The organism is Pseudobutyrivibrio sp. JW11 (genome assembly GCF_900115355.1).
Taxonomy (GTDB): Bacteria; Bacillota; Clostridia; order Lachnospirales; family Lachnospiraceae; genus Pseudobutyrivibrio; species Pseudobutyrivibrio ruminis.
Window position 1 is genome coordinate 116,031 of record NZ_FOWB01000004.1, and the last position, 14,911, is coordinate 130,941.

Annotated in this window: 13 protein-coding genes; 11 read left to right on the forward strand and 2 right to left on the reverse strand. The window is 41.0% G+C overall.

Annotated features, from left to right (window positions below; all coding sequences use genetic code 11):
- The first annotated feature begins 220 nt into the window (after positions 1-220).
- The 7 genes from BM102_RS05775 (at position 221) to cysK (ending at position 6,543) form a co-directional block, all read left to right on the forward strand.
- Complete coding sequence (locus BM102_RS05775; protein ID WP_090479920.1) at positions 221-841, forward strand: GDSL-type esterase/lipase family protein; 621 nt, start codon at positions 221-223, stop codon at positions 839-841.
- 22 nt (positions 842-863) lie between these two features.
- Entirely contained in the window at positions 864-1,763 is a 900-nt protein-coding gene (locus BM102_RS05780) for a transporter substrate-binding domain-containing protein (protein WP_090479923.1), read from the forward strand.
- A gap of 38 nt (positions 1,764-1,801) precedes the next feature.
- Positions 1,802-2,461: an amino acid ABC transporter permease gene (locus BM102_RS05785; RefSeq protein ID WP_090479925.1), complete on the forward strand. Its 660-nt coding sequence runs from the start codon at positions 1,802-1,804 to the stop codon at positions 2,459-2,461.
- On the forward strand, positions 2,442-3,116 hold the full coding sequence (locus BM102_RS05790) for an amino acid ABC transporter permease (protein WP_090479928.1): 675 nt from the start codon (positions 2,442-2,444) through the stop codon (positions 3,114-3,116). Before BM102_RS05785 ends, BM102_RS05790 begins: the two co-directional genes overlap by 20 nt.
- Positions 3,116-3,871 carry an amino acid ABC transporter ATP-binding protein gene (locus BM102_RS05795; RefSeq protein ID WP_033153837.1) on the forward strand — a complete coding sequence of 252 codons (756 nt, stop codon included), beginning with the start codon at positions 3,116-3,118 and terminating at the stop codon, positions 3,869-3,871. The genes BM102_RS05790 and BM102_RS05795 overlap by 1 nt, the downstream gene beginning before the upstream one ends.
- 377 nt (positions 3,872-4,248) lie before the next feature.
- Positions 4,249-5,583, forward strand: a complete 1,335-nt coding sequence (locus BM102_RS05800) for an O-acetylhomoserine aminocarboxypropyltransferase/cysteine synthase family protein (RefSeq protein WP_090479931.1) — start codon at positions 4,249-4,251, stop codon at positions 5,581-5,583.
- A gap of 27 nt (positions 5,584-5,610) precedes the next feature.
- Positions 5,611-6,543, forward strand: coding sequence for a cysteine synthase A (gene cysK, locus BM102_RS05805; RefSeq protein WP_074790757.1), 933 nt, complete (start codon positions 5,611-5,613; stop codon positions 6,541-6,543).
- A gap of 36 nt (positions 6,544-6,579) precedes the next feature.
- On the opposite strand, the gene BM102_RS05810 is transcribed toward cysK, so the two are convergent.
- Together BM102_RS05810 and BM102_RS05815 are read right to left on the reverse strand one after the other, a co-directional pair.
- Positions 6,580-7,308, reverse strand: a complete 729-nt coding sequence (locus BM102_RS05810) for an N-acetylmuramoyl-L-alanine amidase family protein (RefSeq protein ID WP_090479934.1) — start codon at positions 7,306-7,308, stop codon at positions 6,580-6,582.
- A gap of 95 nt (positions 7,309-7,403) precedes the next feature.
- Positions 7,404-8,552, reverse strand: coding sequence for a D-alanyl-D-alanine carboxypeptidase family protein (locus BM102_RS05815; protein WP_090479937.1), 1,149 nt, complete (start codon positions 8,550-8,552; stop codon positions 7,404-7,406).
- 179 nt (positions 8,553-8,731) lie between these two features.
- Between BM102_RS05815 and BM102_RS05820 the strand changes: the two genes are divergently transcribed.
- The 4 genes from BM102_RS05820 (at position 8,732) to BM102_RS05835 (ending at position 14,889) form a co-directional block, all read left to right on the forward strand.
- Positions 8,732-9,274: a glutathione peroxidase gene (locus BM102_RS05820; protein ID WP_074790751.1), complete on the forward strand. Its 543-nt coding sequence runs from the start codon at positions 8,732-8,734 to the stop codon at positions 9,272-9,274.
- Between the two features lie 198 nt (positions 9,275-9,472).
- The gene (locus BM102_RS05825; protein WP_090479940.1) at positions 9,473-11,449 is read left to right on the forward strand and encodes an amylo-alpha-1,6-glucosidase; all 1,977 of its coding nucleotides are present in this window, start codon (positions 9,473-9,475) and stop codon (positions 11,447-11,449) included.
- Between the two features lie 15 nt (positions 11,450-11,464).
- Positions 11,465-13,201, forward strand: a complete 1,737-nt coding sequence (locus tag BM102_RS05830) for an ABC transporter ATP-binding protein/permease (protein WP_090479944.1) — start codon at positions 11,465-11,467, stop codon at positions 13,199-13,201.
- A complete protein-coding gene (locus BM102_RS05835; RefSeq protein WP_090479948.1) occupies positions 13,201-14,889 on the forward strand; it encodes an amino acid ABC transporter ATP-binding/permease protein in 1,689 nt (562 codons plus the stop codon). The genes BM102_RS05830 and BM102_RS05835 overlap by 1 nt, the downstream gene beginning before the upstream one ends.
- Positions 14,890-14,911 lie beyond the last annotated feature (22 nt).

Consider the following 14,911-nt stretch of genomic DNA (forward strand, 5'->3'; position numbering starts at 1 on the left):
CGTCTTAGAAAAACATAATATTCATGCGATGTTACATACTGGCAGTGGTGCGGCGTGGCCCAGGGGGAGCCCAAGAGAAAGTGTGTGGGGGATTAGGTGGATGGTGGCTTGCTATAGGTTTTGTTGATAACGGTGTATAGGAAACCTTGATTATAAAACCTATTGACCTAGTAGGTAATAAGAGATAAGATATCACACATAACAAGGAAGGAGGTAGCAGATGAAAAACATATTGTGTTTTGGAGATTCAAATACATATGGTCTTCGCCCAGATAACGGGGATAGATATGGTAGTGATATCCGCTGGACAGGAATTCTTTCAAAGAAGCTTGGTACCTCCGACTACAGAGTTGTTGAGGAAGGGTTGTGTGGAAGGACTACAGTGTTTGAGGATAGGACGCGAATCGGCAGAAACGGTTCATTATATCTTCCAGTATTTTTAGAGTCACATTATCCAATAGACACGGTGGTGCTGATGCTTGGAACAAATGATTGCAAATCAATTTACAATGCATCGTCAGTTGTTATTGGCCGCGGGATAGAAATTCTTCTGAAGCAGATTAGGTCATATAAGAAGGATATGGAAATCATCCTGGTGTCACCTATTCATTTGGGAGAAAAGGTATGGCAGAACAATTATGATCCTGAATTCAATGAACACTCTGTAGTGATTTCTAAAGAATTGAAAGCAGTCTTTAGAAAGCTTGCCGAGGAGTATGACTGTAAGTTTTTGGCAGCATCTGATGTGGCGGAGCCATCAGAATTGGATCAGGAGCACATGGACGCCAAAAGCCATGAGTTACTCGCGGGAGCAATATATGAAAAGTTGGTAAAAATATAAAGATAGAAAGAGGACAATTAATATGAAAAACAACTTATTTAAGAAATTATCAAGCGGATTACTTATTACAGCACTTACAGCTACAGCATTTGTTGGATGCGGAAACTCAAGTGCAGATGCAGGAGAGGAAGTAAAGGATGCAAGTGTGGAGGCAGGCGCAGATGCAGCTGATTCAAATGCAGGCTTTAGAACACTTGATGAGATTAAGGAAAGCGGAACAATTAACATCGGCGTGTTCTCAGACAAGAGCCCATTTGGTTATGTAGATGAGAATGGAGAGTATGCAGGATACGATGTTTATTTTGCAGAGAGAATTGGTGAGGATCTTGGTGTTGAGATTAACTACGTATCAACAGAAGCTGCAAACAGAATTGAGTATCTTCAGACAGGAAAGGTTGATATCATTCTTGCAAACTTTACTGTAACAGAAGAGAGAGCACAGGAGGTTGATTTCGCTCTTCCATACATGAATGTTGCACTTGGCGTTGTATCACCTTCAGATGCAGTTATCGAGAGCCTTGATGATATAGGTGAGGATGATCAGGTAATTGTTATTTCTGGTACAACAGCAGAGACATACCTTACAAAGAACTATCCTGATATCAAGCTTCAGAAGTACGATGCATATGCAGAGGCAAAGACAGCATTTGAGAACGGCAACGGCGTAGCATGGGCAAACGATAATACAGAGGTTATCGCATTTGCGATAGAGAATGAAGGATATACAGTAGGTATTCCAGAGCTTGGTGACCAGGATACAATCGCTCCAGCTGTAACAAAGGGCAATGAGACACTTCTCAACTGGCTCAACGAAGAGCTTGATACACTTGGCGATGAGAACTTCTTCCACGCTGACTACGAGGCAACTCTTCTTGATACATACGGTGCTGACTACGAAGATACTCTTGTAGTAGAGCAGTAAGATTCCTAAAGAAAATTTGAAAGGCTATTTATTTAGTAATGGATATAAGTATTCTTAGAGAATATATTCCACTATATAAAGAAGCACTTTTACTTACAATGAAGATAGGATGGCAGGGCATATTAATGAGTCTAATCATTGGACTCGTAGGCTCTGCTATCCTGCATTTTAAAGTTCCAGTGCTTAAAACAATAATTGGAATATATATTGAAATTTTTAGAAACACGCCACTTTTGGTTCAACTATTTTTTATTTACTTTGCGTTGCCAAAGGTGGGTATCAAAATAACTGCAGAAACATGCGGTATTCTAGGACTTGGCCTTCTAGGTGGAGCCTATATGATTGAAACCTTTAGAAGTGGTCTGGAAGCAATTCCTGTAATACAAAAAGAAAGCGCACTTAGCCTTGGCATGAGTGAGTATCAGACCTTGTGGCATGTAATTATGCCTCAGGCAATTTCTATCAGCGTGCCGGGACTTTTGGCTAACGTAATATTCTTATTAAAAGAGACATCAGTGTTTTCGACAATCAGTCTCATGGACCTGATGTTTACTGCAAAGGATTTAATAGGAATGTACGCAAAGACAATTGAGTGCCTATTCCTTTTGGTTGTATTCTACCTGATTATGCTCCTTCCAGTATCGATTGTAGGAGCGATTGTGGAAAGGAGGTTGCGCTATGGCCAGTTTGGGGATTGATGTTCTGTTCAAAGGAACAAACTTCATGAGATTGCTTCAGGGCTTGTGGGTTTCAATTGAAATCAGCCTTATATCCGTTGCAATTAGTATTTTACTTGGACTTGTTGTCGGTGTATTGATGACAGTCGATAATAAGATTTTAAAAGCGGTATTGAAGCTATATCTTGAAACAGTAAGAATCATGCCACAGATGGTGCTTCTTTTCATTGTGTATTTCGGAACTACTAGAGTTTTTGGTTGGGACTTATCAGCAGAAGCTTCAGCAATTTTTGTATTCACATTCTGGGGCACAGCAGAGATGGGAGATTTGGTAAGAGGTTCTATAAAGAGTATTCCTTGTATCCAATTTGAATCTGCATATGCTCTTGGTATGGATAAGCTTCAGACCTATTTATACATAATATTGCCACAGACAATAAGACGTCTGATTCCACTATCAATCAACCTTATTACCAGAATGATTAAGACAACATCACTTGTAATGATGATTGGTATTGTGGAAGTTTTGAAGGTAGGACAGCAGATTATCGAGGCAAACAGAAACACTTCACCAAATGCTGCATTTGGCGTGTTTGGGGTTGTTATGCTTATGTATTTCCTTGTTTGCTGGCCAATCAGTAGACTTAGTATTTATTTGGAGAAAAGGTGGACGTAATGAGCGAATTATTAAAGGTTACACATTTACATAAGGAATTTGGAAACAATGTTGTTTTGAAAGACATCAACCTTTCTGTAAAAAGAGGAGAGGTTGTAGTAATCATCGGACCATCAGGCTGTGGTAAAAGTACATTCTTAAGATGCTTGAATGGTTTGGAGGAAATTCAGGGAGGCATCATTACCGTTGATGGACTTCCAGTGGAGGCTGATAAAAGAGATATCACAAAGCTTCGCCAGAAGATTGGAATGGTGTTCCAGTCTTACGAATTGTTCCCTCACAAGACAGTAATTGAAAATATCATACTGGCACCTACTAAGGTTCAGAAGAGAAACAAGGAAGAGGTTACAAAGGAGGCAATAGAGCTTCTAGACAAGGTCGGTCTCTCTGATAAAAAGGATTATTATCCTAGACAGCTTTCTGGTGGACAGAAGCAGCGAGTTGCAATTGTACGTGCACTTGTAATGCATCCAGAGATTATACTTTTTGATGAGGTGACAGCGGCTCTTGATCCAGAGATGGTTCACGAGGTTCTTGAAACTATGATTAAGCTGGCTAAAAGTGGCCGCACTATGCTCATAGTAACTCACGAAATGAGTTTTGCAGAGGCTGTTGCAGATAGAATCCTATTCTTCGACAATGGTGAGATAGTAGAAGAGACAGAGGACGTAAAAGGATTCTTTAAGGAACCTGTTACAGAACGAGCTCAAAAGTTCCTTAGAACCTTTGAGTATGATAGTGCCTTGTATATTTAAACGACTGCAGCCTTACTAGTTATGATTAGAAAAACGTAATAAACATTTATAGTTGCAGAAAATAGGCACAAAACCGTACTTATATTTTTTTTCTAATTCAACTGTTGATATTTCAAACATTTTGCGGCACATAGGGCAACGAAGTTTTACCATATCCATAAAAAACACCTACCTTTACTGTTTTATAAGGATATAGTAGCAGCAAAATGTGAAAATATAATATTAAAAGTGTGACTATAGCTAGTTATAAATTCAATTTATAGCTAGCTATAATTTTTGCTTATTGTAAAACCTATTGACCTGATAGGTAATTAAATGTATTATCATTTCAACACAAAAACATATCAACCAGATAGGCAAAAAAAGGAGGAAGAATTATGAGCAATTATAGATTTGAAACTTTAGCACTTCATGTGGGTCAGGAAAACCCAGATCCAGCATCTGATGCAAGAGCAGTACCTATTTACCAGACTACTAGCTACGTATTCAGAGATTCACAGCATGCAGCAGATAGATTTGGTCTTGCTGATGCAGGTAACATTTATGGTCGTCTTACAAATTCTACTCAGGGTGTTTTAGAGGAGAGAGTTGCAGCACTTGAAGGTGGAAGCGCAGCACTTGCAGTTGCATCTGGTGCAGCAGCAATCACATACACAATCCAAGCACTTGCTGCAAACGGTGGACACATCGTAGCACAGAAGACAATCTACGGCGGAAGCTACAATCTTCTTGCTCATACTCTTACACAGTATGGAATCACAGCAACATTCGTAGATGCCCACAACTTGGATGAGGTTAAAAACGCAATTCAGGATAACACAAGAGCAATCTACTTAGAGACTCTTGGAAATCCTAACAGCGATATTCCAGATATCGATGCAATTGCAAAGATTGCACACGAGGCAGGACTTCCACTTGTTGTTGACAACACATTTGGAGCAGCTTATTGGGTAAGACCAATTGAGCACGGCGCAGACATCGTTGTACATTCAGCAACAAAGTTCTTCGGTGGACACGGAACAACACTTGGTGGTGTTATCGTAGAAGCTGGCAAGTATGATTGGAAGGCAAGCGGAAAGTACCCTAACATCGCGGAAGCAAATCCTAGCTATCATGGTGTATCATTTGCTGAGGTTGCCGGTCCTGCAGCATTTGTAACATACATCAGAGCTATTCTTCTTAGAGACACAGGGGCAACAATCTCACCATTTAATGCATTCCTCCTTTTGCAGGGAATTGAGACATTGCCTCTTCGTCTCGACAGACATGCAGAAAATACAAAGAAGGTTGTTGAGTTCTTGAAGAATCATCCAAAGGTAGCTCATGTAAATCATCCATCACTTGAGGATCATCCAGATCATGAGCTTTACAAGAAATACTTCCCAAAGGATGGCGGAAGCATCTTCACATTCGAAATCAAGGGTGGCAAGGAAGAAGCTTACAAGTTTATTGATAGCCTTGAAATCTTCTCAATCCTTGCAAATGTAGCAGATGTAAAGAGCTTGGTTATTCACCCAGCGACAACAACTCATTCTCAGCTTACAGAGGAAGAGCTTTTAGACCAGGGAATTACACAGTCTACAATCAGACTTTCAATTGGTACAGAGCACATTGATGACATCATTGAGGATTTACAGAAGGGCTTTGATGCAATTGATGCAGAGAAGATTGAAGAAGTTTTTAATGCAGAAAAAAACGCAAATGCGGTATAATATAAAAAAACTAGGAGGAGACTTGAAATGTCAAAGATTTATAAAGGAGCTATTGAGTTAATTGGAAAGACTCCACTTGTTGAGGTGGTTAATATTGAAAAGGAGCTTGGGCTTGAGGCTACAGTTCTTGTAAAGCTTGAGTATTTCAATCCAGCTGGATCAGTAAAGGATAGAGTAGCAAAGGCTATGATTGAGGATGCAGAGGAGAGAGGTCTCCTCAAGGAAGGTTCAGTAATCATCGAGCCAACTTCAGGAAACACAGGTATCGGTCTTGCAGCAATCGCAGCATCAAAGGGATACCGTGCAATCCTTACAATGCCAGAGACAATGTCAGTTGAGCGTAGAAATATCCTTAAGGCATATGGCGCTGAAATCGTTCTTACAGAAGGCTCAAAGGGTATGAAGGGGGCTATCGCAAAGGCTGAGGAGCTTGCAGCTGAAATCGAGGGAAGCTTTATCCCTGGTCAGTTTGTAAATCCAGCAAATGCAACAGCTCACAGAACAACTACAGGTCCAGAAATCTGGGAAGACACAGATGGAAATGTTGATATCTTCATCGCTGGTGTAGGTACTGGTGGAACAGTCACAGGTGTAGGTGAGTACCTTAAGTCACAGAAGTCAGATGTTAAGATTGTTGCACTTGAGCCAAAGGATTCACCTGTTCTTTCAGAGGGACGTGCAGGTGCACACAAGATTCAGGGTATCGGCGCAGGATTTGTTCCAGACGTATTAAATACAGAGATTTATGATGAGATTTTCGTAGCAGACAGTGCAGATGCATTTGCAGCAGCAAAGCTTCTCGCAAAGAAGGAAGGAATCTCAGTTGGTATTTCTTCAGGAGCAGCTCTCCACGGAGCAATCGAACTCGCAAAGAAGCCAGAAAATAAGGGCAAGACAATTGTAGCTCTTCTCCCTGATTCAGGTGATAGATATTATTCAACACCATTATTCACAGAATAAAAAAAAGCCAACCTTTTTAAAAAGGTTGGCTTTATTTTATTTCTGTGTAAAGTAGCTATCTACGCCGTTGGCAATACCTTGGGCAAGCTTCAATTGGTATTCGTCATCCACAAGCTTAGCTTCCTCGTCGACGTCTGTGAGGTCACCAACTTCTACGATGGCGGTAGGAGATGCACACCAGTTGATGATAGGTTTGTCATCGTCTTCGGTGACGCCTGAGTTATCACACTCAGCTTCCTGGACAACAGAGCCTAGGATTGCATCTGATAATAATCTAGCATCATTGTAATTTCCATAGTTGTATGGATTATCTTCTGACTGACATACAACAGAAACTCCATTGTTTTCTCCAGTCTGAATTACTATAAACGCATCGGCATTTGCTGTGTTGGCAATCATTGCACGGTCGCCACTGCTAAGATTTACATCGTTTTCATTTCTGGTAAGGAGTACGGTGTAGCCCTGCTTGCTAAGAAGAGAAGATGTCTTCAAGGCAATCTGCAGATTCAGCTCATATTCGTGAATTCCTGTTTCGGCTCCATCCACACCAGTTGTGGCACGTGCAGTTGTTTTGAAAGCTCCAGGCCCAATTGGTTCCTTTCGATTGTTGGCATTCATCTGACAGCCAGGATCAATCACAATTACTTTCTGGGTAGATGTCTCTTTAACAGGTTGTTTTGCATCTACAGTGATAGAAGGACAAACCATTGCAACTAGGAGCATTACTACAACATATTTTCGTAAGAGCTTTCTAATTGGTTTCATTTGTAAATCACACTCCCTTCCAAAAATCTCTCTATAATGATTATCGGACACTGATGTGAAAAAACTATGTAAATTCTGTATATTTTAAGGCTTTTTTACCAGTAATTTGCAAAGCCAAGTTCTATTAAACGATTAGTTTCATAATAACGTGATGATTTTACGGTTCCATCGTACATTGTGCGGTTCTTTCCACCAAGTACAACAGTGATAATTGTCTTGCCTTCTCTTGAAGCAACAGTCACAAGACACTGGCCAGCGCGGTTGGCTGTTCCTGTTTTGCCGCCTACTACGTATGGGTTGTAGTAAGCGGAGCCTGGAATTACGAGAGCGTCAGTGTTTACAAGTGCTCTAGGAGCAGCGCACATGTTTGTGGCTGGAAGCACAGCGCTTGCCATACCAAAATACTGCTTGAACAATGGATGAGCGTAAGCGTTAGCTGTAATCAAATACAGTGAGTAAGCGTTTGTGTACATGTTTTTGTCTGGATAGCCAGATGGATTAGTAAAGTTTGTATTTACACAACCAAGCTGAGTTGCTCTAGCATTCATAAGTGCTACGAAGTTTGACACGGAACCGGCAACGGCCTCAGCAAGAATATTGCAGGCCTGGCAATCAGAGCTAACCATCATTGCTGTAAGAAGCTGATCCACTGTAAGGATTTCTCCAGCCTGAAGTCTTGGCTCCACGTGGCTTGCATCAGATGGAAGAGAAGCAACTGCTGTTGCAGAAGTCAAAACAGGTGTATCCAAAGTGAGCTGTCCAGCCTCGATAGCTTCTATAACAAGAAGAGCAGTCATAATCTTTGTGGTGCTGGCTGGCTCAAGCTTGTCATTTGCTCCCTGGCTATAAATGATTTTGCCTGAAGCTGCATTAGCAACAAGGGCTGCATTTACATCATAAGAAGTAAAGCGAACAGCAGTAGTATTTGCTGCAGCAGAAAGAGCCTGCTGAGAAATATAGTAAATTCCGCCATCAAGGCTAACCTGCCAAAAGCCATTTGATGTCTGGCCTGTAACCTGCACAGGTGTATTAACTGCGAGAGTTTTTACGAAAGTGGTGGTATCTGCATCAGCAAATACTTCAGTACCATTGCAGGACAAAAGCACTGCAGATATAGGTGTAACAGAATAATAAGCAGCCTCAGCCTGAAGTGATGCCATAGGCACTGTAAAACTAATAGTCAATGCCAAGGCTAGGGACAAGGCAGTCTTAGTAAAAATCTTTTTTAAATTTTTTAGGTTCAAATTAATATTTCCTCCATATACAAATGTTATTTTTATTTTATCAGAACAAGGAAAAAAATAAAATTTGAAAAAAGTGTTGACAAATAAAATTTAATTGCGTACAATTCAATCATAATCGATTGCACACAATTAAATTAAAAAGAAATATGAACATGTTTTTCTGTGAAGGAGGAAAAGTAATGGGATTTTATGATCTTACAGTTGAAAAGACAAATGGCGAGCAGCAGGCTATGAGCGATTATCAGGGCAAGGTTGTCATGATTGTCAACACAGCTACAGGATGCGGTTTCACACCACAGTACAAGGACATCGAAAGCATCTATGAGCAGTACCACGCTCAGGGCTTCGAAATCGTAGACGTTCCTTGCAACCAGTTTGCAGGTCAGACACCTGGAAACGACGAGGAAATTCACGAGTTCTGCCAGCTTCACTACAACACACAGTTCCCTCAGATGAAGAAGGCTGATGTAAATGGTGAAACAGCTATCGAGCTTTTCAAGTATCTTAAGTCTCAGAAGGGCTTTGAAGGATTTGGTAAGGGTGCTAAGGCACTTGCTATGAGCGCAATGCTCAAGAAGATTGACAAGGATTACAAGAACAATCCAGAAATCAAGTGGAACTTTACAAAGTTCATCGTTGACCGTCAGGGTAATGTAGTTGCCCGTTTCGAGCCAACAGCTGACATGAAAGAAGTCGAGAAGTGTGTAGCTTCTTTGATTTAGTCTAATATATTCGTATTATTTCTCCCTTTTTGTAAGGACTAGGCACGCCCATGCCTGGTCCTTTTATTTTTGCCGGACATCATGTAGAGGTTAGCATATGATTTATATACGGTTTTTTTGCAAATTTAATGAAGAAATGGGGGGATTTTTGTGTATAATGTAGATGTAAACTTTTGCGTGTACGATGGAGAATAATAAATGAATTTTGAATTTGCTTTAGATAAGCTTAATAATTATAAGAATAATTTAAATAGAGAATGGCTTTTGACAAATGGCCTTGGTGGATATGGAAGCAGTAGCATTATCGGTGCACACTCGAGAATTCATCAGGGCTATTTGATTGCTAGCTTGCAGGCGCCGGTTGATAGAGTGCTTGCGTTTTCAAAGACAAATGAGCGCCTTGTGTGTGGTAGCAGGATTTATGATTTGACTACTGCTCAGCATAAGGGCCCTTATACTAGCGAGTTTAATCAGGGTAATATGCACTTGAGTCAGTTTAAGTATGATGGCAATGTTACCTTTATTTATGAGGCGGGTGGTATGCGTCTCACAAAGACAATTACTTTGGTTCATGAAAAGAATCAGTGTACTATCGCATATACGTTGGAGAATAATGGTCCAGCAGCAGGCGTAGTTATCACACCTCTTATGAATTATCGCAAGCACTCAGCGCATATGACTATCAATGATTTGAGATTTGAGTTGCCAGAGGAAGTTTTCCAGGAGATTCGTAACGAGAATAATGGCAATGTTGGATTTTACTATAGTCCTGTTAGCAATTCAGATGTGAGAATTTCTCTTATTTCTGCAGGCTGTGAGATGGTAAAGCGCAACAACGTGTACGATGAAAATATGGAGCTTCAGCATGAGCTTGATGATGGCAAGGATGGTTTGGATTGTCATATTAAGCCATATGATTTTGTTATGGAAGTTGCGGCAGGTGGAGTTTCAAAGGCTTCATTTGTTTGTTCTGTGGATGTGAAATCAAGCACAGGCCGCAAGAAGGTTAACTGGCCAGATTTTGAAGATATTGATAGAGATACAGCTTTTGTAGAGGCTGAAAAAGAGAAGAATAGAGTCCAGGCGCTTATTGAAACTGCTGGATTTGATGAGGATGATGAGCTTGCACAGGTTCTTACTGTTGCGGCAAATCAGTTTATCGTAAAGAGAAAGTCTTCTAATAAAAAGAGTATTATTGCAGGCTATCCATGGCTCACAGACCGTGGTAGAGATGCAATGGTGGCATTCACAGGCATTTGCCTTGAGACAGGTCACTTTGATGATGCCAAATCAATTCTTCTTACATATGCAAAGTATATTAAAAATGGTTTGCTTCCTAATGAGTTCCCGGAGGAGGGAGGCACACCTTCAAACAATACAGCTGATGCGTCACTCTGGTATTTCTATGCAGTTTATAATTATCTGAAATACGTTGATACTGATGAGGCCTGGAAGTTTGTTGAGGATGAAATTTATCCTCATCTTCAGGAAATCATGGGAGCGTACAGAAAGGGTACATCATATTCTATCAAGATGGATGATGATGCTTTGATGCAGGTAGGCAAGTGCAAGCCTGTTGATATTAATGCTCTTTGGTACAACGCACTTATGACAATGGAGGAAATCTCACGAGGAATCGCTAGAAGAACTCACAACAAGCCAGAGAACTATCTGGCATACGCAGGTGGTTGCAGCCAGCTTGCTATCTGGGTTAAGGAGGCATTCAACACAGATTTCTGGTACGAAGAGGGCGGCTACCTATACAATTCCATCAGCGAAGAGGAGAATGATACAGCGCTCTGCCCTGATCAGCTTTTTGCTATCAGCCTTCCATTTACAATGCTTGACGTTGAAAAGGAAAAGTCTGTAGTAAAGGTCGTAAAAGACAATCTGTATGTTGGTGTTGGTATCAAATCATTGGAGGAAGGCACAGCCTGGGGCTTCATGCTAGGTGCATTTATTGAGGCATATCTTAAGGTTGGCGGACATAGCGCACAGGCTATCGAAGAAGCAAAGGCTATGTTTGAGCCAGTAGAAAAGCATCTTGTAACAGAATGTATTGGCAATTACTCAGAGAACTTTAACAGTGAAAAGCCATATCAGCCAAAGGGATGTTTTGCGCAGGCTTGGTCTGTAGGCGAAATACTTAGAGCATATGCACTCCTTAAAAAATAGTTTTGAGGGAAGAATATGATTAAAACAAGATTACTAAAAATGATGAAGCAAGGCACACGCCACGTGTTCATGTCAATTCTATGGCAGTGGCTTGGTCTTGTTGCTCAGATTATCATAGTAGGTTGCTTTGCCAGAATAATCGGAGGCACATACGCCGGCAAATTAGACACAAAGCACCTGGTGATTTATCTTGCTGTTGCCTTGTTTTGCATTTTTTCTAGATTAGTTTTTGAAAGACTCTACACTGAAGCTTCTTTTGAAGCCAGTGTAGATGTTAAAAAAACGATGCGAGAGGAAATCTACAGCAAGCTTCTTCGTCTTGGAAGCAGCTACCGTAGCAAAGTATCCTCTGCGCAGATTACCCAGATGATGGGAGAGGGCGTTGAGCAGCTGGAGATATACTTTGGAAAGTATATCAGCCAGTTCGTATATGCGTTAATTGCTCCCCTCACATTATTTGGAATTCTATTTCAATACAATTTGAGAGCGGCAGTTGTTCTACTTGTCGCAGTTCCACTTATTCCAATTGTTATCATGATTGTTATGAAGGTTGCCAGAAAGCTTTTGGACAAATACTTCAAAGTATACTATGGCCTGGGAGATACATTCCTTGAAAAGCTTCATGGTCTTACAACTCTAAAGATTTATGAGTCTGATGGACAGGCAGCGGAGGAGATGGATGTAGAGTCAGAGCGTTTTAGAAAAATCACCATGAAGGTGCTTTCTATGCAGCTCAACAGCACCATCGTTATGGATATTGTTGCCTATGCAGGAGCAGCAGTGGGAATCATCACCACAATCAGTGAGTTCCTAGATGGAAATATGACTCTCGTTAGCGCCATTATGTTTTTGCTTTTGTCGGCAGAGTTTTTCCTTCCAATGAGACTCCTTGGCTCATACTTCCACATTGGTATGAATGGAATGAAGGCAGCAGACAAGATATTCGAGTTCTTAGATTTGCCAGAGCCTGAGGCAGGGAAGTATTTAATTTCAGAGGGACCATACGACATTCGATTTAAGGGGGTGTCATATGCTTACAATAAAGAGGAGACGTTAAAGGATATCTCCATGGATATTCAGGCGGGGCAGCTTGTTTCAATTGTAGGTGTGTCAGGCTCAGGAAAGTCCACAATCGCCAGTCTTCTCAGACAGCAAAACAGAAACTACAATGGATCAATTACTGTTGCAGGCAAGGAGCTTAAAAATATTTCTGAAGTATCACTTATGTCTGCTATGACAGCAGTTTCTTTGAATAGCTATATTTTCCACGGAACAGTTCGTGACAATCTTCATTTGGGTAAGCCAAAGGCTAATGATACAAAGCTTGTAAACATTCTAAAGCTTTTAAATCTTTGGGATGAGTTTGCACCTCTTGGAGGACTGGAGTTTGAGCTTGCAGAGGGTGGAGCTAATATTTCTGGTGGTCAAAAGCAGCGCCTATGTATAGCGAGAGCCTTGCTTAAAAACTCACCAATCTATATTTTTGATGAAGCTACCAGCAATATAGATATGGAATCAGAAGAAATCATAATGAGTATCATCCGCAAGCTTTCGAAAGAGCTTGGAAAGACGGTTATCCTTATATCACATCGACTTGCAAATGTGGTGAAGTCGGACCAGATATTTATGCTTGATAGTGGAAGTATCGTAGAATCTGGAACCCATAGTCAGCTGATTAAAAAGAATGGAGCCTACGCTACTCTTTACAAGAAGCAGCATGCTTTGGAAAACTATGCAGGAGGTGCCATGTAATGAAGAATCAAACATCTGGATTAAAAATCATGGCACGTCTAATTGGCCTGGTGAAACCACTGATATTTATTATGATTCTTGGAATTTTGCTGGGAAGCCTTGGGCATTTATGCGCCATTTTTGTAACAGTGCTTGGAGCTGAGGGCATAGTGATGGTAATCAACAGTCTGGAGAACCCAGTACTTGTTCGTACCTTGCCAAAGTTTTTCCAGCTTATTGTAGTAGTTGCAATACTTAGAGGTCTGCTTCACTATGGGGAGCAATATTGCAATCACTACATTGCCTTTAGAATTCTGGCCATCATCAGACACAAGGTTTTCGATAAGCTTCGTGTGCTGTGCCCAGCCAAGCTGGAAACAAAAGAAAAGGGTAATCTTATTACCATGATTACCACTGATATAGAGCTTTTGGAGGTGTTCTTTGCTCACACCATTTCACCTATCGCAATTGCGATAATAGTGTCATTGTTTATGTCAGGATTTTTGTGGCTACAGTATCCAGTGGCAGGTATTATTGCTGCCATTGCTTACCTGACTGTAGGTGGAATGATTCCTGTTTCTAACGAGATGAGTTCGGCCGAGGCAGGGCTTAAATTCAGAAACAAGTTTGGCAAGATGAACAGCTTTATCTTAGGTGCTTTATATGGCATTGATGATACCATTCAATTCAAAAATGGTCATAAGCAGCTAAACAGATTAAATGCAAAATCGGATAATCTGGCTGAAATCAAATCCGATTTGGTGGACTACGAAAAGAATCAGAAGCTACTTACAAATCTGTCTATACAGGCATTCTCATTAATCATTTTGGTGGTAATGGTGGTTGCCTACAACAAAGGCCGTGTCTCATTTGAACAGGTTATGATAGCAGTTGTTGGTATGATGAGTTCATTTGGGCCAGTGGTTGCCCTTGCTTCATTGTCAAACAACCTTAATCAAACTCTTGCCAGTGGCGAGAGAGTGCTTGCACTTCTTGATGAAAAGCCTCTTGTAGAGGAAGAGACTGATGGGGTGGATTTGGAAATGGTGGCCAACTCAAAGGGCAACATCGCTACAGTAAACAATGTTTCATTTGCCTATGAGGATATGGAGGTCATCAAGGACAGAACCATCGATATTCCAAAGGGACATATCCTTGGAATCCATGGACCAAGCGGATGCGGCAAATCCACATTGCTTAGACTTTTAATGGGATTTTGGAAGCCTGATAAGGGCCAGATTTATTACTACGATAAAACTGAGGGGCCTACCCAGATAGGTGATGTGAACACGGCGTCCCTCAGAAAGAATCAATCCTTTGTCACCCAGGAAACCTGGATTAGCCAGGACACTATTGCTAAAAATATAGCAGTGGCTAAGCCGGATGCAACCATAGAAGAGATTATGGAAGCAGCGAAGAAAGCCAGCGTACATGATTTCATTATGAGTCTTCCAGAAGGCTATGACACAAAGGTGGGAGAGCTTGGCTCTACACTTTCTGGTGGAGAAAAACAGAGAATCGGCATTGCACGTGCGTTCTTGCATGGTGGTAACATGCTTCTTTTGGACGAGCCTACCAGCTCACTGGATTCTTTGAATGAGGGAATTATCCTGAAATCTCTAAAGGAAGAGGCCAAGGACAAGACGGTAGTGTTAATTTCTCACAGAAAATCCACTATGGGTGTGGCAGATTCCGTAATAGATTTTTAAAAATTATATGTTAAACTATGGC